General features: G+C 62.5%; 25 protein-coding genes and 1 pseudogene. 10 read left to right on the top strand and 16 right to left on the bottom strand.

The genetic code is table 11. The features are described from left to right. The first annotated feature begins 139 nt into the window (after positions 1–139). Together ACYG9R_RS25345 and ACYG9R_RS25340 are read left to right on the top strand one after the other, a co-directional pair. The gene (locus tag ACYG9R_RS25345; RefSeq protein WP_196813626.1) at positions 140–1,630 is read left to right on the top strand and encodes a glycoside hydrolase family 19 protein; all 1,491 of its coding nucleotides are present in this window, start codon (positions 140–142) and stop codon (positions 1,628–1,630) included. Between the two features lie 109 nt (positions 1,631–1,739). After that, positions 1,740–1,862 (top strand): hypothetical protein, encoded by a 123-nt coding sequence (locus ACYG9R_RS25340; protein WP_023696089.1) that lies wholly within the window; start codon positions 1,740–1,742, stop codon positions 1,860–1,862. A gap of 82 nt (positions 1,863–1,944) precedes the next feature. Here ACYG9R_RS25340 and ACYG9R_RS25335 read toward each other — a convergent pair whose 3' ends face one another. The 6 genes from ACYG9R_RS25335 to ACYG9R_RS25310 form a co-directional block, all read right to left on the bottom strand. Further along, complete coding sequence (locus ACYG9R_RS25335; protein ID WP_023668909.1) at positions 1,945–2,310, bottom strand: PRC-barrel domain-containing protein; 366 nt, start codon at positions 2,308–2,310, stop codon at positions 1,945–1,947. Between the two features lie 84 nt (positions 2,311–2,394). Then, positions 2,395–2,598 carry a dodecin family protein gene (locus ACYG9R_RS25330; protein ID WP_023668908.1) on the bottom strand — a complete coding sequence of 68 codons (204 nt, stop codon included), beginning with the start codon at positions 2,596–2,598 and terminating at the stop codon, positions 2,395–2,397. A 97-nt stretch (positions 2,599–2,695) separates the two neighbouring features. Beyond that, on the bottom strand, positions 2,696–3,574 hold the full coding sequence (gene kdsA / locus ACYG9R_RS25325; protein WP_027050832.1) for a 3-deoxy-8-phosphooctulonate synthase: 879 nt from the start codon (positions 3,572–3,574) through the stop codon (positions 2,696–2,698). Continuing rightward, on the bottom strand, positions 3,571–4,443 hold the full coding sequence (locus ACYG9R_RS25320) for a VOC family protein (RefSeq protein ID WP_023824951.1): 873 nt from the start codon (positions 4,441–4,443) through the stop codon (positions 3,571–3,573). Before ACYG9R_RS25320 ends, kdsA begins: the two co-directional genes overlap by 4 nt. Positions 4,444–4,498: 55 nt before the next feature. Beyond that, positions 4,499–4,789, bottom strand: a complete 291-nt coding sequence (locus ACYG9R_RS25315; protein WP_023701748.1) for a Dabb family protein — start codon at positions 4,787–4,789, stop codon at positions 4,499–4,501. A gap of 114 nt (positions 4,790–4,903) precedes the next feature. Further along, positions 4,904–5,038, bottom strand: coding sequence for a hypothetical protein (locus ACYG9R_RS25310; protein ID WP_023668905.1), 135 nt, complete (start codon positions 5,036–5,038; stop codon positions 4,904–4,906). 259 nt (positions 5,039–5,297) lie between these two features. On the opposite strand from ACYG9R_RS25310, the gene ACYG9R_RS25305 reads away from it, so the two are divergent. Continuing rightward, positions 5,298–6,548: an SAM-dependent methyltransferase gene (locus ACYG9R_RS25305; RefSeq protein WP_023668904.1), complete on the top strand. Its 1,251-nt coding sequence runs from the start codon at positions 5,298–5,300 to the stop codon at positions 6,546–6,548. Positions 6,549–6,608: 60 nt separating this feature from the next. Here the strand turns inward: ACYG9R_RS25305 and ACYG9R_RS25300 are convergent, their stop codons facing one another. Both ACYG9R_RS25300 and ACYG9R_RS25295 read right to left on the bottom strand, forming a co-directional pair. Beyond that, positions 6,609–8,588, bottom strand: a complete 1,980-nt coding sequence (locus ACYG9R_RS25300; RefSeq protein ID WP_023668903.1) for a bifunctional 2',3'-cyclic-nucleotide 2'-phosphodiesterase/3'-nucleotidase — start codon at positions 8,586–8,588, stop codon at positions 6,609–6,611. Between the two features lie 141 nt (positions 8,589–8,729). Then, entirely contained in the window at positions 8,730–9,995 is a 1,266-nt protein-coding gene (locus tag ACYG9R_RS25295; protein ID WP_023824952.1) for an NAD(P)/FAD-dependent oxidoreductase, read from the bottom strand. 244 nt (positions 9,996–10,239) lie between these two features. Between ACYG9R_RS25295 and ACYG9R_RS25290 the strand changes: the two genes are divergently transcribed. Continuing rightward, positions 10,240–10,842: a 5-formyltetrahydrofolate cyclo-ligase gene (locus ACYG9R_RS25290; RefSeq protein ID WP_032887087.1), complete on the top strand. Its 603-nt coding sequence runs from the start codon at positions 10,240–10,242 to the stop codon at positions 10,840–10,842. Here the strand turns inward: ACYG9R_RS25290 and ACYG9R_RS25285 are convergent. Continuing rightward, complete coding sequence (locus ACYG9R_RS25285) at positions 10,839–11,312, bottom strand: Lrp/AsnC family transcriptional regulator (RefSeq protein ID WP_023668897.1); 474 nt, start codon at positions 11,310–11,312, stop codon at positions 10,839–10,841. The genes ACYG9R_RS25290 and ACYG9R_RS25285 overlap by 4 nt on opposite strands. Before the next feature lie 153 nt (positions 11,313–11,465). On the opposite strand from ACYG9R_RS25285, the gene ald reads away from it, so the two are divergent. Both ald and ACYG9R_RS25275 read left to right on the top strand, forming a co-directional pair. Then, entirely contained in the window at positions 11,466–12,581 is a 1,116-nt protein-coding gene (gene ald / locus ACYG9R_RS25280) for an alanine dehydrogenase (RefSeq protein ID WP_023824953.1), read from the top strand. Positions 12,582–12,856: 275 nt separating this feature from the next. After that, complete coding sequence (locus tag ACYG9R_RS25275) at positions 12,857–14,089, top strand: outer membrane protein (protein WP_460221852.1); 1,233 nt, start codon at positions 12,857–12,859, stop codon at positions 14,087–14,089. Positions 14,090–14,472: 383 nt separating this feature from the next. On the opposite strand, the gene ACYG9R_RS25270 is transcribed toward ACYG9R_RS25275, so the two are convergent. The 6 genes and pseudogenes from ACYG9R_RS25270 to ACYG9R_RS25245 all read right to left on the bottom strand — a co-directional run bounded on the left by ACYG9R_RS25270 (position 14,473) and on the right by ACYG9R_RS25245 (position 18,492). Further along, the gene (locus ACYG9R_RS25270; RefSeq protein WP_023824955.1) at positions 14,473–14,940 is read right to left on the bottom strand and encodes a DUF1203 domain-containing protein; all 468 of its coding nucleotides are present in this window, start codon (positions 14,938–14,940) and stop codon (positions 14,473–14,475) included. Positions 14,941–15,074: 134 nt separating this feature from the next. Further along, positions 15,075–15,179: pseudogene (locus ACYG9R_RS25265) on the bottom strand (OmpA family protein); the annotation flags it as partial. A 19-nt stretch (positions 15,180–15,198) separates the two neighbouring features. Further along, a complete protein-coding gene (locus ACYG9R_RS25260; protein ID WP_023682574.1) occupies positions 15,199–15,762 on the bottom strand; it encodes a GNAT family N-acetyltransferase in 564 nt (187 codons plus the stop codon). Between the two features lie 5 nt (positions 15,763–15,767). Beyond that, the gene (sseA, locus tag ACYG9R_RS25255) at positions 15,768–16,619 is read right to left on the bottom strand and encodes a 3-mercaptopyruvate sulfurtransferase (RefSeq protein WP_023824957.1); all 852 of its coding nucleotides are present in this window, start codon (positions 16,617–16,619) and stop codon (positions 15,768–15,770) included. Between the two features lie 95 nt (positions 16,620–16,714). Beyond that, positions 16,715–17,458, bottom strand: a complete 744-nt coding sequence (locus ACYG9R_RS25250; protein ID WP_023824959.1) for an alanyl-tRNA editing protein — start codon at positions 17,456–17,458, stop codon at positions 16,715–16,717. Further along, positions 17,458–18,492 carry a cysteine synthase A gene (locus tag ACYG9R_RS25245; RefSeq protein ID WP_023682581.1) on the bottom strand — a complete coding sequence of 345 codons (1,035 nt, stop codon included), beginning with the start codon at positions 18,490–18,492 and terminating at the stop codon, positions 17,458–17,460. Before ACYG9R_RS25245 ends, ACYG9R_RS25250 begins: the two co-directional genes overlap by 1 nt. Positions 18,493–18,706: 214 nt before the next feature. Here ACYG9R_RS25245 and ACYG9R_RS25240 point away from each other — a divergent pair, with 214 nt between their 5' ends. Together ACYG9R_RS25240 and ACYG9R_RS25235 are read left to right on the top strand one after the other, a co-directional pair. After that, entirely contained in the window at positions 18,707–19,528 is an 822-nt protein-coding gene (locus ACYG9R_RS25240) for an SDR family oxidoreductase (RefSeq protein ID WP_023736675.1), read from the top strand. Positions 19,529–19,597: 69 nt separating this feature from the next. After that, positions 19,598–20,578 (top strand): alpha/beta hydrolase, encoded by a 981-nt coding sequence (locus ACYG9R_RS25235; RefSeq protein ID WP_023824960.1) that lies wholly within the window; start codon positions 19,598–19,600, stop codon positions 20,576–20,578. 94 nt (positions 20,579–20,672) lie between these two features. Here ACYG9R_RS25235 and ACYG9R_RS25230 read toward each other — a convergent pair whose 3' ends face one another. Beyond that, positions 20,673–22,109 (bottom strand): DEAD/DEAH box helicase, encoded by a 1,437-nt coding sequence (locus tag ACYG9R_RS25230; protein WP_023672782.1) that lies wholly within the window; start codon positions 22,107–22,109, stop codon positions 20,673–20,675. Positions 22,110–22,516: 407 nt separating this feature from the next. Between ACYG9R_RS25230 and ACYG9R_RS25225 the strand changes: the two genes are divergently transcribed. Together ACYG9R_RS25225 and ACYG9R_RS25220 are read left to right on the top strand one after the other, a co-directional pair. Then, on the top strand, positions 22,517–24,049 hold the full coding sequence (locus tag ACYG9R_RS25225) for an acyl-CoA carboxylase subunit beta (RefSeq protein ID WP_023824961.1): 1,533 nt from the start codon (positions 22,517–22,519) through the stop codon (positions 24,047–24,049). 99 nt (positions 24,050–24,148) lie between these two features. Continuing rightward, positions 24,149–25,126, top strand: coding sequence for a M48 family metallopeptidase (locus ACYG9R_RS25220; RefSeq protein ID WP_196813627.1), 978 nt, complete (start codon positions 24,149–24,151; stop codon positions 25,124–25,126). Position 25,127: the final 1 nt, after the last annotated feature.

Genomic DNA, 25,127 nt, shown 5'->3' with positions numbered 1-25,127 from the left:
CAAAGTGCCGCAAAAGGCAATCAGGAATGGCATGAAATAATGGTGACAGTCGCCCCATGCGCTCAGGCCGTGGGGCATGGGCGACGCCATCTGAACGCAAACAGCCCGCCCTGACGTCATATGTCTGGCGCGGCATGGGGTGGGTGCCCCGCCCCTGCGGCAATGCCTTTGTCACGAAACCAGGCGGCACACAAACTCCACCCGATGCTTCAAAAGAGGCTACCGCCAACGTGACAAACTTCACAATGCAGAGAATTCGAAGATGTTAGGGTCACATCTACAACGCGAACTATTTGGCGACCACAGTGAAATCAACAAACTTGAACTCTTTGGGGAGGCGGCAATGGCAGCGATTTCAGGTACTGGCTGGGAACTTCTTATTAGCCGCAAAGTCGAGCATATGAGGGGCACCAGACGCAGGACAGTTGGTACCTATAAAGTCTTTCACAACGGCACGGCAGTAACGGGTCTATCGGGGTTCGTGTGTGAATCTCGCGGCCCAGGCGACAATTCCAAAGAAGACAATGGCAGGCGCATCGAGCCCGGCACCTATCCGCTGGCGACACAGGCCGGAGGCAAATATGTGACGATCGGCTACACTGGCGCCAAGACGCCACCCAAACCTGGACTCGAACTGCTGAAGACCAACAAGCGCACCGAAATCCTGATCCATCCGGGCGTCAATTTCCTGTCCAGCGTCGGATGCATCAACCCGACGAAGAAGGTGAGCGGTCCGCTTTCCGACATGGATTTCACGGAGAGCCGGACACGCGTAATCGCCCTCATCGACGATCTGAAAACCTTTGCCGGCGGTGGCTTCCCGAAAAGCAACGGCAAGCGAATTCCCAATGCTTCGGTGGTCGTCGAAGGCGAACCGGTGCTGTCGACCGAGAGTGTCGAGAGCGTGCTCGAAGCGGTTGCGGGCGATCCGAACAAGGGTTTGCCGGCAGCGGTCTTCCAGAAATTCGCGCCGAGACCGGCAAGCGGTTCCAAGCGAACAATCTATGACGGTTACATCGGCGCCTTTACCTCCGACAAGGGCCTCAAGACACTTGGCGATCATGGCGTGTGCAACAATTATGATCGGCTGATGCATTTCTTCGCTCAAGCGGCGATGGAAACCGGTGGCTTCACCCTCATTCGCGAATCCCTGACCTACACGACCGTGGCGGCAATCCGGAACGCATGGAGGTCGCGAGCCGCGGGCAAGACCGATCAGTGGATCGGGGACAACCTGCTGCGCAAGCCGCAAGCCCTGGGCGACTGGGCCTATGGCGGCCGCATGGGCAATGTGAAAGGAACGTTGGACGGCTTCAATTTCCGCGGCGGCGGCACGTTCCAGACCACCGGGCGCGACGCGTACACGGCCAAGGGCAAGCTCGCCAAGGTTGACCTCGCCAATCATCCTGAACTGATCGAGGATCCGCAGACTTCGCTGCTCGCAGCTTGCGCCGAATGGAAAGGGTCAGGCTGCAATGCCTTTGCCGATGCCGGCCTGATCAAAAAGATCTCGCGCGCGATCAACGTCGGCAACGCCAATTCCGCCACGCAGGCCAATGGCGAAGCGGATCGGATCGCCTGGCACGAAAAGGTTTTCAAGGCGGTGAAGAATGCCGGACTCCTCGGCTGAGCATGCCTCGGATCACGTTCGACAACACCACGTCATCATAATTCAGAGATAACAATCTCTGTGTCGACTAGGATGGTGATGCGCGGGGCGAAACAGGAGGAGTTTCGCCATGTCCGAGTTGAGCGGTATCGTGAGTTTGTTCCTGATCGCGGCGGCGTTCCTGACGTCCTGCGATACGCAGCAGCCGCCAAGGGCGGTGACGCAGCTGTCCACGTTTCATGCGGCAGAATAATTTAGAAACTGTCGGGTTGCACTGAAAAGGCCCCCGTTTCGGAATTCGGGGGCCTTTTCACGTCAGGCGTCAGCGCAGCTGATCAATGCCAATACGGCGTGACCTTGTAGTAATCATAGGAAGCATCACGCGCGGCCTCGCCATCGGCGCCGGCCAGTTCATTGATCGAATAGGCGGGTGCTGCCTTCAGCTGCTCCTTCGAGAACGGCACGACATAGCCGCCCTTGTCCTCGTCATAGTCGAGGCTCGCCCACGGAATGGCGTGATACTTCTCGCCAATGCCGAGAAATCCACCGAACCCGATCACCGCGAACATGATGCCGTTCGACGTCTTGTCGAGCATGATGTCCTCGATGCTGCCGATGCTCGTGCCTTCGGTGTTGTAGACCGACGTGCCGATGACGCGCGAAGCGGCGATGGCTTCGGTGTGGCCTGTCTGGGTGGTCATGGCTGCTGCTCCTCATGTCGTTGATCGATACTTTGACAATGAGGGGCGCGGGCGAAAGTTCCCGTTTTTTCGAGCGGCGGGCGGTTACTCCGCGAGGATGAACGTCACCTTCATGTTGACGCGATAGGCCGCGATCCTGCCGTCCTCGACGACGATCTTCTGGTCCTGGATCCAGGCGCCTTCGACGTTCTTCAGGGTCTTTGAGGCGCGCTCAATCCCCTTCTCGATGGCGTCCTGAAAGCTCTTTTTCGACGACGACGTGATTTCGGTGACGCGGGCGACGGACATGGCTTCCTCCTGCCAAGACGCTCATTTGCAGCAGCGAGCCTACAGCCGGCTTATGCCTTCCACAAGCAGGGCAGCGCGCGCGCCATAGCCGAAACCATCAGCCTCGGTTCAGGTCAGCAGCATTCTTGGCGATGCGGTCGAATGCCATCAGTCTTTCGAGCAGCGCCGGCATGTCCTTCAGCGGCAGCATGTTGGGCCCGTCGGAGGAGGTCGAATTGTCGGGATCCTGGTGGGTCTCTATGAACACGCCGGCGACGCCGACGGCAACGGCAGCCCGCGCCAGCGTCTCGACAAAGCGGCGCTCGCCACCGGAGGAACCGCCCTGCCCGCCCGGCTGCTGCACCGAATGGGTGGCGTCGAAAATCACCGGCGCGCCGATCTCGGCCATCACGGGCAAAGCCCGCATGTCCGACACCAGCGTGTTGTAGCCGAAGGAAGCGCCGCGCTCGGTGGTCAGCACATTGGGGTTGCCGGAGCCGGTGATCTTGGCCACCACGTTCTTCATGTCCCAGGGCGCCAGGAACTGCCCCTTCTTGACGTTGATCACCTTGCCGGTCTTGGCGGCGGCGACCAGCATGTCGGTCTGGCGCGACAGGAAGGCCGGAATCTGCAGCACATCGACATGGTGTGCGACGATCGCGCACTGCTCCTCGGTGTGGACATCGGTCAGAATGGGAACCGAAAATTCCTTGCGCAACTCGTCGAACACCGGAAGCGCCGCGTCCATGCCGGCGCCGCGCGTTGCCGACAGCGAGGTGCGGTTGGCCTTGTCGTAGCTGGTCTTGTAGACGAGGCCGATGCCGAGCTTGCCGGTCAGTTCCTTCAGCGCGCCGGCCATGTCGAAAGCGTGCTGGCGCGATTCGAACTGGCACGGGCCGGCGATCAACGCCAAGGGCCCGCTGTTGTCGAAGACGACGTTGCCGACGGTTACCGACGAATTCGGCGCCAGCGAATTGAGCCCTTGCGGCTTGCTCATGGGGTCTCCCGGAAGATGAAAGCCGCGCCCTGTCCGGATGCCGGCTGCACGACGATTTCGTTGCCCGCTATATCGTGCCCGACGGCGTTGTCTGCAAGCAGCCTCGCGACAGCGCCGACACTGCGGGCCGAAAAGACGATCGCGGCGAAGCGAAGGTCCGTCGGCGCGCCAGCCGACATGCCGAAGCGCTCAGCGAAAGCCGCGGGCTCGAGAACGCTCAAACGCGCGTTCGCCAGGTCGAACGCCGTGCTGCTCCTCTGCCTCGAACCCGTCGCTGTCTCGATCAGGTGGCGCTTTTCGGATGGCACGCCGCTGACCGCGACGATTTCGGCAATGCCGGTCACGCCGTTGGCATGGGCCTGCAGTGCCGTACGGTCGATTTGAGGGGCGTTGATCCGCTCGCAAGCGAACAGAAAGGCGTCCGTCGTCTCGGCGCCGGCGGCGAAAGCCAGTTTGAACGATGCCATGTCGCTCTTTCCGGCCGTGTCGGTGAAGGCGCGGGAAAAGCTCAGCACGTCCCCCGCCGACAGACCGGCCGAGACATAGCGCGCATGATCCGCATCGGCATCATCGGTGGCCAGCACCACGGCGGAAAAGCCCTCATTGCCCAGGCTGGCGCGATAGAGCCGGTCGCGGGCGACAAAGACATTGCCGCCGGCGATCGCACTCGCTGCCACCTGTTCATTCCCAACCGCCAGCGGTTCGAGATAGGTGCCGTCGGCAAGGAAGACGCAGCAATTTTCGGTGCCGAAGGGATGAATGCCGGTTGGCGCGACGATGAAGCCAAGCGATGTCAGCCGCGCCCGCGCCACGGCGAGGCTCGCCGTCGGCAGCACCAGATGGTCAAGCGGATGGGTCGTGCTGGTCATGCCGGCGCGGTGTGCATCATTCCCGAAATTGGTTCAAGGCCTCTTGCCGGCCCGATCAGGCCGTCGCCACGATATCGGCCGAATAGCGCAATTCGCGCAAGGGTTTGACTCGGCTGGTCGTCTCGGCATAGAGCGGGTGCGCCTTGTATGCGGCAAGCGCGGCCTCATCCTCGAACTCGGCATAGACGACCACGTCGATGGCATCCGACAGCGGATCGACCTTGGTGTTGAGCGTCACCTCGAAGAGGCTTGAATGCGGGATCTTGCCCAGTGTGAGCAAGCCCGTGCGCACGGCCTCGACATCGTCCTTGCGCCGCGCGCTGAAGAAAACGATATGCCGGATCACGCCTGCCTCCACGTTCGATTTGCGGCATGTTTTGTGTGAGCGGGACCGTCGCGTCAACCGCCACGATGTCGCGCCCGGCAATGCCGGCAGGCGACTTTGCAGAGGCGCAAAAAGCTAGGCTTTGCCGGTGACGTAGCGCACGACGCGCGACATCTCCCTGACCGTCGTGTCGAGATAGCGGCCCTGATTGTAGAGGCCATCCCAGATCAGGAAAAAGGCGATGGCGGTGATGACGATGACGTAACGCATGGCTGAAACTAACGTATGTGGCTGTTCCTAACCATAGCGATTTCACCGGCGGTCGCTCGCCCTCACCGATTCTGGCCCCAGGCACGCCACCTGGGCCAGTGCCGGGCACGGCTTGCCTCTTGAAGTTCCGGTCGATGCGGTGGAAGATTGTGGCGAAAATTTAAGCAGGCTACGGCGTTCGCGCCTGGCGAATGAAAGTGGAGGATGTGGAGGCCGGCAGATCTTGCGCCGCCCCCGCGGAAGTCCAGGGGGGTGTGAGATGGCTGTCAGGGAATACAAAGGCATCGGCGACGCCATCAGGCTGGACGAACTCAATTTCGCCGAGATCGTCAAGGGCCTGCCGGCCAAGGCGCGCATGGTGCTGTCGGCGGCGATGAAATTGCCGCGCGGTTCGCTGAAGGTGAGGATGCCGGATGGCCGGGCGGTGCTTGTCGGCGGCAACGGACCCGGGCCGGATGCCGAGCTGGTGTTGAAGAACTGGCGCCTGCCCGGCCGTGCCTTTTCCGGCGGCACCATCGGCGTTGCCGAATCCTACATGGACGGCGACTGGGAAAGCCCTGATGTAACCAGCTTCCTCGAACTGTTCGTCGTCAACTCGGCCGTTGGGGAACGCATTGCCGGCGGCGCCAACTGGCTCATCAACACGGTCCAGCGCATCCGCCACTGGTTCAACGAAAACACCCGCACCGGCTCGAAGCGCAACATCTCGGCGCATTACGATCTCGGCAACGCCTTCTACAAGCAATGGCTCGATCCCAGCATGACCTATTCGTCGGCGCTCTATGCGACCGGCGCCAACGACCTGGAAAGCGCTCAGGCCGCCAAATACCGCGCGCTGGCCAAGGATACCGGCATCGGCAAGAAGGACCATGTGCTCGAGATCGGCTGCGGCTGGGGCGGTTTTGCCGAATTTGCCGCGCGCGAGATCGGCTGCCGCGTCACCGGCCTGACCATCAGCCGCGAACAGCACGATTTCGCCAAGGCGCGCATCCAGAAGGCGGGACTGTCTGACAAGGTCGACATCAAGCTGCAGGATTACCGAGACGAAACGGGCACTTACGACCGCATCGCCTCGATCGAGATGTTCGAGGCGGTCGGCGAAAAATATTGGCCGGTATTTTTCGGCAAGATGAAGGCGTGCTTGAGGCCCGGCGGCACCGCCGGCCTGCAGATCATCACCATCAACGAGGCCGCCTACGACACCTATCGGGCGAGGCCGGATTTCATCCAGCGCTATGTCTTCCCAGGCGGCATGCTGCCGACGCCGTCGATCCTGAAGACGCTGGGCAGCGACCATGGCCTTGCCCATCTGCGCGAGCGCGTCTTTCCGGACGACTATGCCCGCACGCTTGCCGAATGGCGCAACCGCTTCTGGGCGTCGTGGGAAAAGATCGTCCCGCTCGGCTTCGACGACCGCTTCAAGAAGCTTTGGGAATTTTATCTCCACTATTGCGAAGCCGGCTTTAGAGCCAGCTACATCGACGTGCGCCAAGTGGTCTACAAAGCCTGATCCGAAGCGTGATTGAGCGGGCGTATGCCCGCTCGTTTTCCCTGTTAGCTGCACGTTGCCTCAAAGCAGGATGCGATACTTCGCAAACCCGGATTCGCCCTCGCCGGCCGGCTCGATCTTGAGCGATTTCACTCCCGATATAAAATCCTTCGCTTTGGGGCCGGTCTCGAACACGACGCTGGTGCCGGGCAGCGGCGTGAACGACCAATTGTCGTCGGCCGAGGGATTGATCGTGCCTTCGCTGACGACGTAGCGCACGATCACGTCGCGGTTGGTGTCCGGCGCCTCGTAGATGATCTTCGAGGCATTGATGTCGGGGAAATTGCCGCCACCGCCGGCGCGGTAATTGTTGGTGGCGACGACGAATTTCGCTGCCGGATCAATAGGCTTGCCGTCGAAGCTGAGGCCGACGATGCGGTTCGAGCCGGCATTGGCGACGCCACCCTTGGCATCGTATTTCGGCAGCTGCGACAGGTCTATTCCGTAGCTGACGCCATCGATCACATCGAAATTGTAGGACGGGAATTCGGTGTCGATGAGCGCCTGGTCGGCCTTGCCCGGCTCGATCTTCCTGAAAATGCCGGCCGACATTTCCAGCCATTCCTTCACTTGCGCGCCGGTGATTTCGACGGCGCGCACCGTGTTCGGATAGAGATAGAGGTCGGCGACGTTCTTGATGGCGATGTCGCCCACCGGCACGTCGGTATAGTAGTCGGCGCCGTTGCGCCCGCCGGCCTTGAAGGGTGCTGCCGCCGACAGCAGCGGCACATCCTTCCACTGCGTGCTCTTCAATATGTCCTTGAGGTACCAGCTCTGCGCCTGGTTGACGATCTGCACCGACGGATCGTCGGCGACCAGCGCGAAATAGGAATAGAGCGGCGCCGAGGTCTTGCCGACCGGTCGGCGGACATAGGCAAGTGTCGCCTCATGGTCCGCCTTCAGCGCATCGACGACGCGCTGGTCGTCCGCCACCGTCGGCTTGTTTGCCTTGTCGACGCGCTGGTAGATCGGCCTTGCCTCCGATGTGGCCGAGGCTACGCGCCATTTCGATCCGTCCCGTTCCAGAAGCAGATCGATCAGTCCCATATGCGAGCCCCAGAAACCGCCCATCACGGCGGGCTTGCCCTGCAGCGTGCCTTTCTCGGTGTCGACGCCTTCGAGCGCCTGAAAATCCTTCTTGCCGGGGAAGACGAGATGCTGATGGCCGGTGAACACCGCATCGATGCCTTCGACGCCGGCGACGAAGAAGGAGGCGTTCTCCATGCCGTCGCCCTGCTTGATATCGATGCCGGAATGCGAGAGCGCGATGACGATGTCGGCGCCCTCCTCCTTGATCTGCGGCACCCATGCCCTGGCCGCCTCGACGATGTCGCGCGTCCTGACATTGCCTTCCAGGTTCTTCAGGTCCCAGACCATGATCTGCGGCGGCACAAAGCCGATGATGCCGATCTTGATCGGCTGCTCGGCGCCCGACCCGTCCTTGATCTTCTTGTCGAGGATGACATAGGGCTTGAGGTAGAGCTTGTCGTCGCGCGGTTTGGCGGCAAGCTCGGTGCCGCGGATCAGATTGGCGCAGACGAAGGGGAAATTGGCTCCGGCCAGCACCTTGTCGAGGAACGACAGGCCGTAATTGAACTCGTGATTGCCGAGCGTCGAGCATTCATAGCCCAGCAGGTTCATGCCCTTCATGATCGGATGCAGATCGCCTTCCTTGAGGCCCTTCTCATAGGCGATGTAATCGCCCATCGGATTGCCCTGCAAAAGATCGCCATTGTCGATCAGCATCGCATTGGTGGCTTCCTTGCGCACCGCCGCGATCAGTGAGGCCGTCCGTGACAGGCCCATCGTGTCGTTGGCTTTGTCGGCGTAGTAGTCGTAAGGCAGCACATTCACATGGATGTCGGTGGTCTCCATGATCCTCAGATGCGCCTGATTGGCCTGCGCGCGGGCGGAAAACGGATGGAGCATGATCAGCGCCCCGCTGGCGGCCGTACCGGCAAGAAAACTACGGCGGGAGACGGGGTAATTGAGATGCGGCATTGGTTTTCCTTCCCAGCGACGTGACAAGATCCCAGCCCCGGGCGGAAGCTTCGCGCCGAAAACCGGCCATGTCCATCGGGAAGTCAGTCGATCAGCAAAAGGTGACGGCTGGATGAATATCCTTGGCCGCGGTTGAGAACCTCAGCCCTTGTCATCGTCGCCCTGGGTGATCAGCCGCGCGCTGCGCTGGCCGGTGAAATAGATCCATAGCCAGCTAAGCGACACCGAGAGCCGGTTGCGAAAACCGATCAGGAAGTAGATATGCGCCACGCCCCACAGCCACCAGGCAAGCCATCCCGTGAGCTTGATCCGGCCGAAATCGATCGCGGCTGCCCACTTTCCGATCGTCGCCAGGTCGCCGGCATGTTTGTAGCGGAAAGGGCGCGGCGCGCTATCGCCGGCCAGCCGCGCCCTGATCGTCGCGGCAACATGCTTGCCCTCCTGCTTGGCCGAGGGCGCCACGCCTGGCACCGGCTTGCCGTCCGGCCGCAAGACATGCGCTGTGTCGCCGATGACGAAGATCTCCGGACTGTTCGGCACGGTCAGATCGGGCTCGACCATAACCCTGCCCGCCCGGTCCACCGGCGCGCCCAGCCACTCTCCCGCGGGCGAAGCCGCTACGCCGGCGGCCCACAGGATGGTTCGCGCCGGCAGATGCGTATCGCCAAAGACGACGCCTTCGGCATCGAGGCGCGTGACGGCGCGGCCAAGCTCGACCGTGACGCCCCGCCGCTCCAGCGCCTTGCGCGCATAGTCGGACAGCTTTGGCGCGAAATTGGCGAGGATCCTGTCTCCGGCCTCGACCAGCACCACACGCGCCTCACGCGTGTCGATGTTGCGGAATTCGCCGCGCAGCGTTTCGTGCGCGAGTTCGACAATGGTGCCGGCAAGCTCCACGCCGGTCGGGCCGCCGCCGACGATGACCAGTGTCAGCAGTGCCTGGCGCTTGGCCGGATCGGTCTCGCGCTCGGCCTGCTCGAAGGCGAGCAGGATGCGCCGGCGAATGGTGGTTGCGTCTTCAAGCGTCTTCAGCCCAGGCGCGAAAGGCTCCCATTCGTCGTGGCCGAAATAAGCATGACGCGCGCCGGTGGCGAGCACCAGCGTGTCGTAGGGAACAGAACTGCCGTCCTCAAGCAGCACGCGTTTGCCTGGACGGTCGACGCCGGTGACGTTGCCGAGCAGAGTCGTCACGTCCTCGCGCTTGCGCAGCAGATGACGGATCGGCCAGGCAACTTCCGAGGTCGCCAGCGAGGTGGTCGCCACCTGGTAGAGCAGCGGCTGGAAAAGGTGATGGTTGCGCTTGTCGATCATGGTGATGCGCACGGGTGCGCCGGCCAGCGCCCGGGTGAGTTCAAGACCGCCGAACCCTGCGCCGACGACAACGACATGATGGCTGGTTTCACTCATCGCATTCACCCCTGTTTGTCTCTCTTTATCTAGTGATTTTTGTGCACCGCAACAATGTCGCGGCGCGCTAGACTGCCGCGCGTAAGGCTGCCCAGGACTCGTCGCCGGATGTCGCGAATGCCTATGTCGGCAAGCCTGGACGGGTATAGCCTTGCAGGGGCTGGAACCAGGGGAGTGAAGCATGGCCAACGGCGATGACAAAGATCGCAAAGGGCGGGCGCAATATTCTTCGCCGCCTTGCTTCATGCACGAACTCGATCCGGAATTTCGCGCGCCATTGACCGACTGGACCGATGTGCGCCGTTGGCGCAAGGCCGAGCGCGAGCGTCTGATCGCGGCACGGTTGGCGGTTTCCGCCGATGCGCGGGTGGCGATGTCGCGGGCTATCGCCGAAGGGCTCGACGCGGCCATCGGCGACATTGCCGGCCGCATGGTCAGCCTCTATTGGCCGTTTCGCGGCGAGCCGGACCTGCGGCCGTGGATGGCGTCGATCAACGAACGCGGCGGCCGCACGGCGCTGCCCATCGTGATCGAGAAAGGCCAGCCGCTGATCTTCCGCGCTTATGTACCCGGCGACCGGCTGGAAAAAGGCATCTGGAACATCCCGATCCCGGCCGAAGGCGAGCCGGTGCTGCCCGACATCGTCATCTCGCCGATCGTCGGCATCGACCCGCGAAACTACCGCCTGGGCTATGGCGGTGGCTTCTTCGACCGCACGCTGGCTGCCATGCCGTTCAAGCCATTGGTCATCGGCGTCGGCTACGAACTGCAGCGCATCGCCACCATTTACCCGCAGCCGCACGATATTCCGATGGATAGGCTGGTGACCGAGGCTGCTCAGGGCTAGGCCAGTTCCGGCTTCATCCCCATCGCCGTGCGATCGACGATCTCGCGCAGGGCAAAGGATGAATTGATCTTGGTCACATGCGGCATCGCCGACAGCCACTCCTTGTGGATGCGCTCATAGTCGACCAGATCCTTGGCGGCGATGCGCAGGATATAGTCGTATTCGCCCGACATCAGGTGGCACGACAGCACATTCGGGCAGCGCTTGATCGCCGCCTCGAAATCCGACAGCGTCTTTTCGAATTGGCCCGACAGCGATATGTGCACGATCGCCGTCATCTGGTGGCCGAGCGCGGCATTCGAAAGCCGGGCGTGATAGCCGCGGATGGTGCCGGATTTCTCCAGATTGTCGAGCCGGCGCGAACAGGCCGACTGCGACAGGCCGACCCTTTCGGCGAGCGCCGCATTGGGTATGCGCCCATCCTTCTGCAGAGCCTCGAGAATGGCGATATCGATCCTGTCGAGCGGCATTTCTCGTGATTCCTGCGAAATTTCCTTGATTTCGCGCAACGATTATCGAAACGCGTGACCCCGCGCAAGCGCATTCGCAAACACCTGCGCAACGATTCGTGGTTCAATCGGTTGATACAGGGAACGCCCGAAGGGCCGGATCAGGAGAAGACTATGCGCGTCGGCTGCCCCAAGGAAATCAAGAACCACGAATACCGCGTCGGCCTGACGCCGGGCTCCGTCCGCGAATATGTCGCGCATGGCCATGAAGTGCTGGTCGAAAGCGGCGCCGGCGCCGGCATCGGCGCCGATGACAATGCCTATCGCGCCGCCGGCGCCATCATCGCCAGGACCGCCGCCGACGTGTTCGCCAAGTCCGACATGATCGTCAAGGTCAAGGAGCCGCAGCCCAACGAATGGGCGCAGCTGCGCGACGGCCAGATCCTCTACACCTATCTGCACCTGGCCCCGGATCCGGAGCAGACCAAGGGCCTGCTCGCGTCCGGCGTCACCGCAATCGCCTATGAGACCGTAACCGACGACCGCGGCGGCCTGCCGCTCTTGGCGCCGATGTCGGAAGTTGCCGGCCGCCTGTCGATCCAGGCCGGCGCGACCGCGCTGCAGAAGGCCAATGGTGGCCGCGGCGTGCTGCTCGGCGGCGTGCCCGGCGTACTGCCCGGCAAGGTCACCGTGCTCGGCGGCGGCGTCGTCGGCCTGCATGCCGCCCGCATGGCGGTCGGCCTCGGCGCCGACGTCACCATCATCGACCGCTCGATCCCGCGCCTGCGCCAGCTGGACGACCTCTTTACAGGCCGCGTCCACACCCGCTACTCCACAGTCGAGGCGCTTGAGGAAGAATGCTTCTCGGCCGACATCGTCGTCGGCGCCGTGCTCATCCCGGGTGCTGCTGCACCCAAGCTGGTGACCCGCGAAATGCTGTCGGGCATGAAGAAAGGCTCGGTGCTGGTCGACGTCGCTATCGACCAGGGCGGCTGCTTCGAGACTTCGCACGCCACCACCCATGCCGAGCCGACCTATGAGGTCGACGGCGTGATCCATTACTGCGTCGCCAACATGCCGGGCGCCGTGCCGGTGACCTCGGCGCACGCGCTCAACAACGCGACGCTGCATTATGGTCTGCAGCTGGCCGACAAGGGCCTGAAGGCGCTGGTCGACGACCATCATTTGCGCAACGGCCTCAATGTCCACAGGGGCAAGATCACCAATCGCGCCGTCGCCGAAGCACTCGGCTATGAGCTGGTCGAACCGAAAGTGGTTCTGGCTGCCTGACCAGACGCCTTAATCGACTCAAGCAGTTCTGCCTCCCTCACCCGCCGGTTGCGCCGGCGGGTTTTTTATTGGCCGCGTGCTCACAAATTGCGGGCTCTAAGGCGACATCACGGCGAAACGGCCCGGCTTGGCGGTGCTTTTGCCTGCCGATGTGGCATTTTTGTCATTCCAATATTGGCGAGCGTCCTGTTAGAACACGGACGGGTTTGTTCTTATGCTAAGGGGCTAAAATGTTCATCTCTGCTAAATCCGTTCTTCTCGGGGCCGTTTCGGCAATGGCTTTGATATCGGTAGCGCATGCCGCCGATGTTGTGCAGCCGGTGGAAGAACCTGCCGGTTTCAACTGGAGCGGCGCCTATGTCGGCATCGGCGGCGGCTTCGGCGCCACCGTGCATCGCATCAGCGTCGACCCGGTGATCGACTTCAACGGGATCGGCGGCAACGGCGTGTTTGGCGAAATCACCGCCGGCTACGACTATATGGTCTCCGAGCGCTTCCTGCTCGGCGGCTTCATCGACGCCAACATCGGGAATATCGGTCCGTCGATCAGCCTTCCGGGCGCTGATATCGACCTGACGAACGCTTATGGCTTCGACGTCGGCTTGCGCGCCGGCTATCTCCTGAACCCCGATACGCTCGGCTATGTGCTCGGCGGCTACACTTGGAACCATTTCAAGCTCGAGGGTTCGGGCTTTGCCGACGGTCTTGATTTCACGGAGAACCGTGGCGGCTATGTCGTCGGCGTTGGCATGGAAACCGTGCTGCGCGGCAACTGGACGATTAAGACCGAGTACCGCTACGCCAACTATGGCGACGACTCGGTGGCTGACCTCGGCATTATCGGCGGCCCGGGAACCTCTCTGGATGTCGAGCCGTCCAGCCACACCTTCCACATCGCGGCCAACTACCGCTTCGGCGCCCAGAATGGCGGCGGTGCCTCGTTTGCTGCTCCGACCTACAACTGGACCGGCTTCTATGTCGGCGGCGCGCTTGGCGCCGGCACCGTGGTGCATGACCTGACGCTCGCCAGCGCCCTCGAATTGGATGGCATCGGCGGCGAAGGCGTGTTCGGCGAGGCGAGCATCGGTTACGACCATGATTTCGGCGGCTGGGTCGCCGGCGTTCTGGTCGACGCCCGCTATTCCGGCATACGCTCGAAGTTGGACATTCCGGGTGGGTCGATCAAAGGCGATGCCGACTATGGCTTCGATGCCCTGGCCCGCATCGGCGCCAAGGTCAACGAATCGACGCTGGCCTATGTCCTCGGTGGCTACAGCTGGCAGCATTTCGACCTGCATGCTTCGCCTGGCGGCGACATCACCGACTGGGGCTCAAGCGGCTTCTCGGTCGGCGGCGGCCTGGAAACGGCCGTCTCCAGCAACATGACGCTTGGTCTCGAATACCGCTATTCGCAGTATGAGAAAGAGGATTTCGGTTCGGGCGGCTTCCTGACCGACGAGCCTTCCTTCCAGACCGTTCGCCTCGGCGCGAAGTATAAATTCAACTAAAGCCGCTCCGGCAACGGTCGAAGCCCGTCGGTCAATTCCGGCGGGCTTTTTCTTTGCGCAAAACCTGACATCGGCATTGAACAGGCCGGCGGACAACAAAAAGCGGAGCCAAAGCCCCGCTTCCTCGGTTGTCGAGATCCCCGCCGGTTCATCCGCGGTCGGCAAATCCATCGACACTCGTCTTTTAATGGACGAATGCGACGGGAGTGCGACAGCTCACCGGCAATCGGCGCGCCACCACGCCGGCGACGATCGCGGCGCTTATGTGAAGTGCTTCACATCAGCCATTCGAAAAACATGCGCAGACAGGGATGCCAACTTGACGGATCGAGCCGTCACACGGTTCCCAACTGCCCGCCAGACCACCGGCGGGCATCTTTTTGTCAGAAACGCTCGATGCGGCACTGATAACAATTGTTGCGCGCCGAGCGGACGTGGACATAGGCGATGTCGTCGCGCTCAAACAGCGTCTCTGCCCGCGCCGCAATGCCGCCAGTCGGAATGACGCCGCCGCTGCCATAGACGATGCGGTCGTCCGCACCATAGCCGCGCACGATATAGTCGCTGCTCTCAAGGATCTCTGGAAGCGCTTCCGTCTCGGCTGCGCGTTCGCATTCCTGCGCATGCAGGAAGATCGGCCCTGTCTCGGCGTAAGGCTGCAACGCCGGAAACGGCCGATAGGCCATGATCAGATAGCCATCGCCTTCGGCGACGTTTCTCAGGCAATGCCGGCACGGCACGCCGTCGCCATCGGAAACCTTCCGCTCCGGCGTTTGGCCATAGGCGTCCGCCCCGCCGCGCTGCAGCGCTCTCACATCTTCAGTCGGCAAGGCTTTGAACTGGACGGTCATGGCTAAATCTCCGGTGTGGTTGACCGGAAATTATGCCCCCGCCGAGGTGCTTCCCACCCGATTCCTGTCAACTGTCAGCAGCCCGGCCAGTCTCAGGCCGGACTGCTTCGGCATTGGGCAGGTCCCGCGCCGGCTCAGCGGATGAAATCGTCGAAGCGGCGCAGCGTCACCCGGCGGCTGCGCCAGTTCTCGTCCTGAGTCCGCACGAGCAGGAATTCCTCGCCATGAACGGTCGGTTCGGCCTTCAGTCGGAGAAAGTCACGGCCGCATGACGCTGGCCGAGCGCTCGGCGAACGACAGCGGATGCACGGTCTCCTTCTTTTGCGCCACCGGCGCAAAACCGAGCTTCTGGTAGAGCGGCAAGGCAGCCGGATGGTCGAGCGTGCAGGTCTGCACCGTCACCCGTTTCGGCCCATACGACCATGCTGCGGCGATCGCCGCACCGAGGAACCAACGGCCAATGCCTTGCCCGGTCGCATGTTCCATCATGCCGAAATAAGCGAGTTCGACTTCCTCTGGCAAATGCGGCTTGAGGTCGAAGAACCCGGCCGGCGCGCCGTCGAGATAAAGCACCCTGATGTCGCGGTCCTCGCGGTGGATGCCGGCGGCAAGCTCGTCATCGTCCAGCCTCAGCACATTGACCCAGTGCCATTTGCGTCCGACCCGATCCATCAGATAGCGGTAGAAATGCAGCGGAATGTCCTTGGTCCTGAGCAGCGCGATCTGCCTGTTGTAGGGCAACGGCGGCGAATAGGCCGGCGGCACATGCATTTCCAGAAACGTGACCGTAACCTCGATGTCGTCCAGCGCGCCATTTTCCATCGCCATCATTCCTTGCCCGTCACCACGGGCGTGTCTGCCAGCCCGCCCCATTCCGTCCATGAGCCGTCGTAGAGCCGGTTGTCGGTGTGGCCGAGCGTCTCCAGCGCCAGAGTGACGACAGCCGCCGTGATGCCGGAACCGCAAGAGGTGACGACCGGTTTCGACAGATCGATACCGGCATCCTCAACGGCCTTGCGCAACTGGTCCTTCGACAACAGCGCGCCGTCCTGTGACAGCGCCGAATAAGGCAAATTGTGCGCGCCGGGCATGTGGCCGGAGCGAACACCCGCGCGGGGCTCTGGCTCGGCGCCGGTGAAGCGGCCCGCGCCTCGGGCGTCCGCAATCTGGCTCTCGCCAGTCTCGACGATGCGGCGCATGTCGGCAAGGCTGGCGACGCGAGCGGCATCGAAATCGGCATGAAACACATTCGGCGCGATCTTGGTCAGCTCCGCCGTCACCGGCCGGCCCGCCGCCTTCCAGCGGTCGAAGCCGCCGTCGAGCACATAGACCTGGAACACGCCCATGACGCGGAACATCCACCAGGCGCGCGGCGCCGAGAAGAAACCCGGACCGTCATAGACGACAATGGTGTCGTCGGCCGAAATTCCCATGGCGCCGACATATTGCGCGAAATGCTGTGGCGAGGGCAGCGTGTGCGGCAGCTTGGCATCAGGATCGGAGGCCGCATCATGATCGAAGAATCGCGCGCCCGGAATATGCGCAGCCTCATACTCGGCGCGCGCATCGCGCTTCTGCGCCGGCAGATACCAGGATGCATCGACGATCGTCAGGCCGGGCTCGCCAAGACGGCTCTGCAACCAGTCCGCATCGACGGTGAAAGGGCTGTCATCGGCCATTGTTCTTCTCCTGCTCCGCCTTGGCGAGGCATTGCTTCCTGTTGACCATGATCGTCCCCGAAAACCGGCTTCCACTTTTCGGGATCATGGTTCGTTCAAGCTACCGGCGGCGGTCCGAAGCGAATGCGAAAACGCCGGTTTTCGCGGCCCTTCTTCTCGATCTTGCCGATATGGATTTCACCGACTTCGCCGGTGCTTTTGACATGGGTGCCGCCGCAGGGCTGGCTGTCGATCGAAGCGTTGTCGCCGATGCAGACCAGGCGGATCTTGCCGGTGCCTGCGGGCGGCCGGACATTCTTGGATTTCACCAGGCCAGGATTGGCTGCCAGTTCCTCGTCGGTGATCAGCCTGATGAAGATCGGATGATCGGCTCGCACCAGCTCCATCAGCCCGGCGGTGACGTCTTCCCTGGTGAAGCCGGCATCGGGAGCGTCGAAGTCGACCCGGCTGTCATCTTCGGAAACCGCAGCACCGGTAATCGGAAACGGACAGACTACGGTGAGCAAATGGCAAGCTGCGTGCATGCGCATCAGGAGATGCCGCCGCTCCCAGTCGATGGCGAGTTTCACCCGCTCGCCGACCTCGGGTGCCGGCTGCTCCGGCGCCGGTACATGGATGATCTCGTCCTTGGTCTCGCCGGTGATGGTGGCGGCAATGGCGATGCGGCTGCCGTCGGCGCGCTCTAATGTGCCGGTATCGCCAGGCTGGCCGCCCGATGTGGCATAGAAGATGGTCCGGTCGAGAATGATGCCGCCGCGCTCGTTGATGGTGACAACGGTGGCGTCAGCCGCTCTGAGATAGGCGTCGTCGCGAAACAGCGCTTCTGTTCTGTGCGCCATCAGGCGACCTTCTCATACGGCACCGAAATTGTGCTGCGCTCATCCATCCAGCCCGGCACCGGCAGGTTCTTATCCCGCAGGAATTCCGGGTTGAACAGCTTCGACTGGTAGCGCGTGCCATAGTCGGCAAGGATGGTCACGATGGTGTGGCCGGGGCCAAGCTCGCGCGCCAGCCGGATCGCGCCGGCAATGTTGATGCCGGTCGAACCGCCGACGCACAGGCCTTCTTCCTGGATCAGGTCGAAGACGATCGGCAGCGCTTCCTCGTCCGGCACCTGGAACGAGAAGTCCGGCGTGAACCCATCGAGATTTGCCGTGATGCGCCCCTGCCCTATCCCTTCGGTGATCGAGCTGCCGTCGGACTTCAATTCGCCACTGGTGTAGAAGGAATAGAGCGCCGCACCCAGCGGATCGGCGAGTGCGATCTTGACGTTGCTGCTCCTGGCCTTCAGCCCGAAGGCGACGCCGGCCAGCGTTCCGCCCGAACCCACCGCCGAGACGAAACCGTCGACCTTGCCGCCGGTCTGCGTCCAGATTTCTTCCGCCGTGGTGCGGATATGGCCGTCGCGATTGGCAACGTTGTCGAACTGGTTGGCCCAGATCGCGCCGTTCGGCTCCGACCTCGCCATCTGCTCGGCCAACCGCCCCGACAGTTTCACGTAATTGTTGGGGTTCTTGTAAGGCACCGCCGGCACTTCGATCAGCTCGGCGCCAAGCAGCTTGATCGTGTCCTTCTTTTCCTGGCTCTGGGTGTCGGGAATGACGATCACTGTGCGATAGCCCAGCGCCTTGGCGACCAGCGTCAGGCCGATGCCGGTATTGCCTGCCGTGCCCTCGACGATGACGCCGCCCGGCTTCAACAGCCCGCGCTGTTCGGCGTCGCGGATGATGAACAGGCCGGCGCGATCCTTGACCGACTGGCCGGGGTTCATGAACTCGGCCTTGCCCAGGATCTCGCAGCCGGTCTGCTCCGAGGCCTTGTTGAGGCGGATCAGGGGCGTGTTGCCGATCGCTTCGATCACAGAACGGGGCATCCGGGATTCCTTATGTAGCTGCGGCGAGACCCTAGAAACCCGAAGCTTGCGTTTCAAGGCAAGAATTCGCCTGGTCCAGTCGCATTTCGGGCACTGCAATCTCCCGCGGCCGGACAACGCGCGATGACGATCATTTCAACCAGTAAGGAAAAGCGCTCTTTTCATTCGATTTTTTCACCGCTAGAGCACTAATGACAGATCGGCAGGGCGCAGAATGACACTTTACCGGGCCAACCCGAAGCACGGCGTCGCCTGGATAACCGGCGGCAGCAGCGGCATCGGCCGTGCGCTGGCAAAGGACCTCGCGGCAAAGGGCTTTGTCGTCGCGGTCACCGCACTCGACGGCGACCCACTCGACGCGCTCATCGTCGAGACGGCGCAGATGCCGGGACGTGTCGTGGCCTACCCTTGCGACGTCATCGATGAGCCGCGCATGGCAAGCACGGTGGCAGCGATTGAAAAGGAGCTCGGGCCGATCGTGCTCGCCGTCTTCAACGCCGGCAACTACATCGCCACGCCCGGCGAAGACCTCAGGGTCCGCGACTTTCGCCAGACCTTCGAGGTCAACTATTTCGGTATCATCAATGGCCTCGTCCCGCTCATGGAGCGCATGCGCATCCGTGCGCGCGGCCATATCGTGCTTGTCGGGTCGGTCACCGCCTATTTCGGCTGGCCGACCACGGCGGCCTATGGCGGCTCGAAGGCGGCGATCAACATCTTGGCCGAGTCGCTGAAATACGATTTCGACAAGATGAATGTACGCATCCAGGTGATGAATCCGGGCTTCATCGACACGCCGCTGACCGAAAAGAACATGCTGCCGATGCCGGGACTGATGCCGGTCAACCGCGCGTCGCGCCGCATGCTGCGCGGCATCGAGCATGGCGGCTTCGAGGTCACCTTCCCTCACCGGCTGAGCTGGGGGCTGAAGCTGCTGGCACTGCTGCCAAGGCCAGTCTGCCGGTGGTTCATCAGCACGGCGACCCGCTGGACAGGGCGGCCGCTGAATTTCGACCGCAAGCCGCCGAACGAATAGCTGTCCACAGCCCGGCTGTTGCCTGACTGCACCGGCCGCCATAGCTTTAGAATTGTCGTGGAGTCTGAGATGGGGCGGCGGATCGTGCTTGCGGTGCTGGGCGTCGTCATCATCCTTGTCCTGGCCTTCCTGCTTGGTCCGCGCGTTCCCGTCGACACAACCATCAGATTCGACCCCAAGGTGATCGGCGACGATCCGCAAGCGTATATCGCGCGCGAAGAGGCTGCCGTGCCCAACGTCCGCGACGCGCTCGAGAAAGAAATCATCTGGGCCGATCCGATGGTTCACGCCAGGACGCCATTGGCGATCGTCTATATCCATGGCTTTTCGGCATCGAAGGGCGAGGTTCGCCCGCTGGCCGACGAGGTCGCCGACCAACTCGACGCCAACCTTTTCTACACCCGCCTCACCGGTCATGGGCAGGACGGCGCCTCGATGGCGCAAGGCAGCGTCAATGCCTGGATCAACGACTATGAGGAGGCGCTCGCCATCGGCCGGGCCATCGGCGACAAGGTGATCGTCATCGGCACCTCGACCGGTGGATCGCTGGCGGCATGGGCGGCGACTGAGCCTGGCGCATCGGACGGCGTCGCTGCAATCGCATTCATCTCGCCGAATTTCGGCATCAGGGCTTCAGGCGCCGAGCTGCTGACCCTGCCCTGGGGCAGGCAGATCGCCGAGTTCGTCGGCGGCAAGGAGCGCAGCTTTCCGACCCGCAATGCGCTGCACGAGAAACTCTGGACGCACACATATCCAATGGCAGCCGTGCTGCCGATGGCGGCGCTGACCAACCTTGCCTACGCAGCGCCTGTGGAGAAGGCAACCATACCGGCGCTGTTCATCTTCTCGGATTCCGACAAGGTGGTGCGCCAGGATCGCACCCGCGAAATCGCCGGCCGCTGGGGCGCACCGCATGAACTGGTGCCCGTCGACGACAATGGCGATCCCGACAACCACGTCATTGCCGGCGACGCGCTGTCGCCCTCGACCACGGCATTCCTGGCGCAGCGGATCGTCGTGTGGGTTCAGGCAATTACCGGGCAGCCCTAAACGAAAAAGGACGGCCGAAGCATTGCCCCGGCCGTCCTCATATTCAATCGTCAGCAATCAAGCCAGGCTCGACGAGCCTGACCGGTTCGTCTGATCAGGCAGCCCGCGCCGCGGGCCGCTTGCCGCCGAAGCGGCGCTTGTTGTTGCCCTTGAAGGCCTTGGCGCCTTCCGGCTTGCGCTCGCTTGCACCCGCAAAGGCCGGCTTGTCACCAAAACGCTTCTTGGCGAAGCCGTTGTTCTGGCCACCGGGCCGCCTGCCGTCGCGACGGCCATTGCGGTCGTTGCGATCGTTGGCGGGCTCGAAGCGCTCGTTCTTTTCGGCCGGATTGCGCACCGGATCCGGGCTGCCGAGATGGTCGGCAACGATCGGCAGCTTGCTGCGGATGATGCGCTCGACCTGACGCAGCTTGCTGTTTTCGGAAGGATCGCAAAGCGTGATGGCGATGCCGTCCATGCCGTTACGGCCGGTACGTCCGATGCGGTGGACATAGCTTTCGGCCTCATCCGGCAGGTCGAAATTCACCACATGGCTGATGCCGGGGACGTCGATGCCGCGCGCCGCGATGTCGGTCGCGACGAGAATGCGCACCGAACCCTCGCGGAAATCGTTGAGCGCCTTCTGGCGGGCGTTCTGCGACTTGTTGCCGTGGATGACGGCGGCCTTGAAGCCGTCGCGCTCGAGGTCCTTGGTCACCCGGTCGGCGCCATGTTTGGTGCGCGAAAAGATGATGACGGACTTCATTGCCTCGTCGGCGAGCATCGTCGACAGCACCTGGCGCTTCTGCTTGGTGCGGGCAAAGACGACGCCCTGCACGATCTCGGCGGCCGCGGTGCTCTGCGGCGCGACTTCGACGCGGATCGGGTTCTTCAACAGGCCCTTCGCCAGTTCGGCGATTTCGTTGGGCATGGTGGCCGAGAACAGCACCGTCTGACGGTCGGGCGCGGTCGCCTTTGCGATCCGCTTGACGTCGTTGATGAAGCCCATGTCGAGCATGCGGTCGCCCTCGTCGAGCACCAGCCATTTGGTGTCGGAGAGAATCAAGTCGCCCTCGCGCACCAGGTCGGTCAGGCGGCCGGGCGTGGCGATCAGGATGTCGACGCCGGGCGCAACCTTCTTCACCTGGCTGAAGCGCGAGACGCCGCCAAGCACGAGAGCGGTCGAGACATGCGCGCCCTTGGCGAGGATCTTGATGGTGTCCTCGATCTGGACGGCGAGTTCGCGCGTCGGCGCCAGGATCAGCGCACGGGTGGTCTTGGCCCGGCGCTTGGTGCCGAGCGCGATGATCTTCGACAGGATCGGCAGCGCGAAGGCCGCGGTCTTGCCGGAGCCGGTCTGGGCGATGCCGAAGATATCACGGCCTTCCATCTGCGGCGGGATCGCCTGCGTCTGGATCGGCTTCGGCTCGGTGAAGCCGGCGCCATGCGTCGCCTTGAGCAGCGCGCCGGTGATCCCAAGAGCTGCGAAACCGGTAAGGTCCGCAGTGGTGCCGGTCGAGATCGCGTTACCGGCTGAGGTGTTTTCGTTGGTCAAAATAGTCTTCTTTCACGCGGTCTTGGCCGCAAACATCGATGGCGGCAGGGCGCAACCTGCCGTCGAAAAATTTGATATGAAACGACAAGGCGGGCGGACGGTAACGTCCACTCGGCTGCGCTGTCGTGCCCGCAGGCGTCATGCCACGGGGCTCTTTCGCCACTTCGTGATGTATCGGAAAGAGAGGCCGATATACCGGAAAGAGGGAAAACAGACGCAACCAGTCTCATTTGTCGAGAAGGCCGGAATCTCCGGCCCAAGCGCCTATGGGCTGCATATGGCTGAGTTCGCTCCGGAATGCAAGGGGCCACATGTTGCAGCGCAATAATCGAGGCCGAAAGCGGCGCTTGCACACGCCTGCAGGCATCATTACCACAAATGCAGCTGCCATTTCTGGAGACCGAGCGATGAAGGACGTGCTGAAGGAACTCGAGCGCCGCCGCGAGATCGCCCGCATGGGTGGCGGCCAGGCCCGCATCGACGCCCAGCACAAGAAGGGCAAGCTGACGGCGCGCGAACGCATCGAGGTCTTTCTCGACGAAGGCTCGTTCGAGGAGTTCGACATGTATGTCGAGCATCGCTCGACCGATTTCGGCATGGAGAAGACCAAGATCGCCGGCGATGGCGTCGTCACCGGCTGGGGCACCGTCAATGGCCGTCCGGTCTATCTCGTCGCCAAGGACTTTACCGTCTTCGGCGGCTCGCTGTCGGAGGCGCACGCCGAAAAGGTCATCAAGGTGCAGGAGATGGCGCTGCGTAATCGCGCGCCGATCATCGGCCTCTACGACGCCGGCGGCGCCCGCATCCAGGAAGGCGTGGCGGCGCTTGGCGGCTATGCCGAGATCTTTCAGCGCAATGTGCTGGCCTCCGGCGTCATTCCGCAGATTTCCGTGATCATGGGCCCTTGCGCCGGCGGCGACGTCTATTCGCCGGCCATGACCGACTTCATCTTCATGGTCCGCGACACCTCTTACATGTTCGTCACCGGGCCGGATGTGGTGAAGACCGTCACCAACGAGACGGTGACGGCCGAGAGCCTTGGCGGCGCGTCCGTCCACACGACCAAATCGTCGATTGCCGACGGCGCCTACGACAATGACGTCGAGGCGCTGTTGCAGATGCGCCGGCTGGTAGACCTTTTGCCCGCGTCAAATACGTCGGAGCTTCCTGAGATCGAATGCTACCAGTCGGTCACCGACCATGATCTGTCGCTCGACCGGCTGATCCCAGACAACGCCAACAAGCCTTACGACATCAAGGAGCTGATCCTCAAAGTTGCCGATGAAGGCGATTTCTTCGAGATCCAGCAGAACTTTGCCAAGAACATCGTCACCGGTTTCGGCCGCGTCGAAGGCCGCACCGTCGGCTTCGTCGCCAACCAGCCGATGGTGCTGGCCGGCGTGCTCGATTCCGACGCAAGCCGCAAGGCGGCGCGCTTCGTGCGCTTCTGCGACTGTTTTTCCATTCCCATCGTCACCTTCGTCGACGTCCCCGGCTTCCTGCCCGGCACCGCGCAGGAATATGGCGGCCTGATCAAGCATGGCGCGAAACTCCTGTTTGCCTACGCCGAGGCGACCGTGCCGAAAATCACCGTCATCACCCGCAAAGCCTATGGCGGCGCCTATGACGTGATGGCCTCAAAACATCTGCGCGGCGATATGAACTATGCCTGGCCGACGGCGCAGATCGCGGTGATGGGGGCGAGAGGCGCGGTCGAGATCATCTACCGCAAGGATATTGGCGACGCCGAAAAGATCGCAGCTCACACAAAGGCTTACGAAGACCGCTTCCTGTCGCCCTTCGTCGCCGCCGAACGCGGCTATGTCGACGAGGTGATCATGCCGCATTCGACCCGCCGCCGCATTGCCCGCGCGCTGCGCATGCTGCGCAACAAGGACATGCAGAACCCTTGGAAGAAGCACGACAACATCCCGTTGTAACATCCAATGTCGCGACTGATCATCAGCGCCGGTCGGCGGTTTGGCAGGTTCACGGTCCTGTTTTTCGTTGTTCCCGCTCTCATCATCTTCTGCGTCTGGATGTCCCTGCTCGACAACCATCCAATCTGGTTTATCGCCAGCGGCTTCGTCGTCATGCCGATCGCCACCACGGCCTTGGCATTTCTGTTCGGCACATTGTTTGCGGGCTTCCGACGCAGCAAGATCAAAGGCGTCAGTGAAGCAGAAGCGCCCGGCCTGTGGGCGCTGTGGCGGAGCGTCGCCGGACCGCGCCGTGCTGCGCGCACGGTTGTCATACTAGAGGGCAACCTGAACGCCAGCGTGCGCGAAGAGCGCACGCTTCTCGGCCTTCTCGGCAATCGGCTGTTTCTAACCATTGGCATCCCTCTCCTCGCAGTGACCGATGAAAGAGCGCTTGCCGCGATCCTTGCCCATGAGGACGCGCATGTGCGCAACAAGGATACCAATGGCAGCCTCAATCTCGCTGAGTTCGAAAACGGTTTCGGATTTGTCTTCGAGTATGCCCCGCCCGGAACCACGATCACAGGCAGCCTGCTCCACGCCGCTATCGGCTGGCTGTCGCAATCGTTCGAGCGGGAAGAAATCCGGCTTTCGCGCGAAGCGGAGATCAAGGCAGATCGACACGCGGCATCCTCCGGCGACGCCGAGCACGCCGCACGCGCGCTGTTGCTTCTTGCCACGGCAGACGTGCATTTCACGGAGACGGTCTATGACCCTTTGCAGCATGAATTGCGAGGTGCTTTGCGTCCGCCGCGACCGCCGCTCGAGCGCATGCTGGAAGCTGCCGGCCAGCTGCGAGAACCCATTTGCCTTAATGTTTGCGCCCGCAAGGCGTTGGCAAGCCCGGATGACGCAAAGTCCACCCATCCATCATGGGCTCAACGGCTGGCGGCGCTTGGCTACACGGAGCCGCCCGACCTGGAACCGATCGCCGTGACCGCGCTCTCGACGCTGCTGAACTCGAGCGTAGCACAGCGCCACATTTCGGAATTCGACACCAAATGGACTGCGCGGATGGAAGACTATCTCCAGCGCTGAA

It is taken from the genome of Mesorhizobium sp. RSR565B (genome assembly GCF_054719465.1).
The sequence above is the reverse complement of the archived record's forward strand: the minus strand, read 5'-3'. Positions and strand labels throughout refer to the sequence as shown.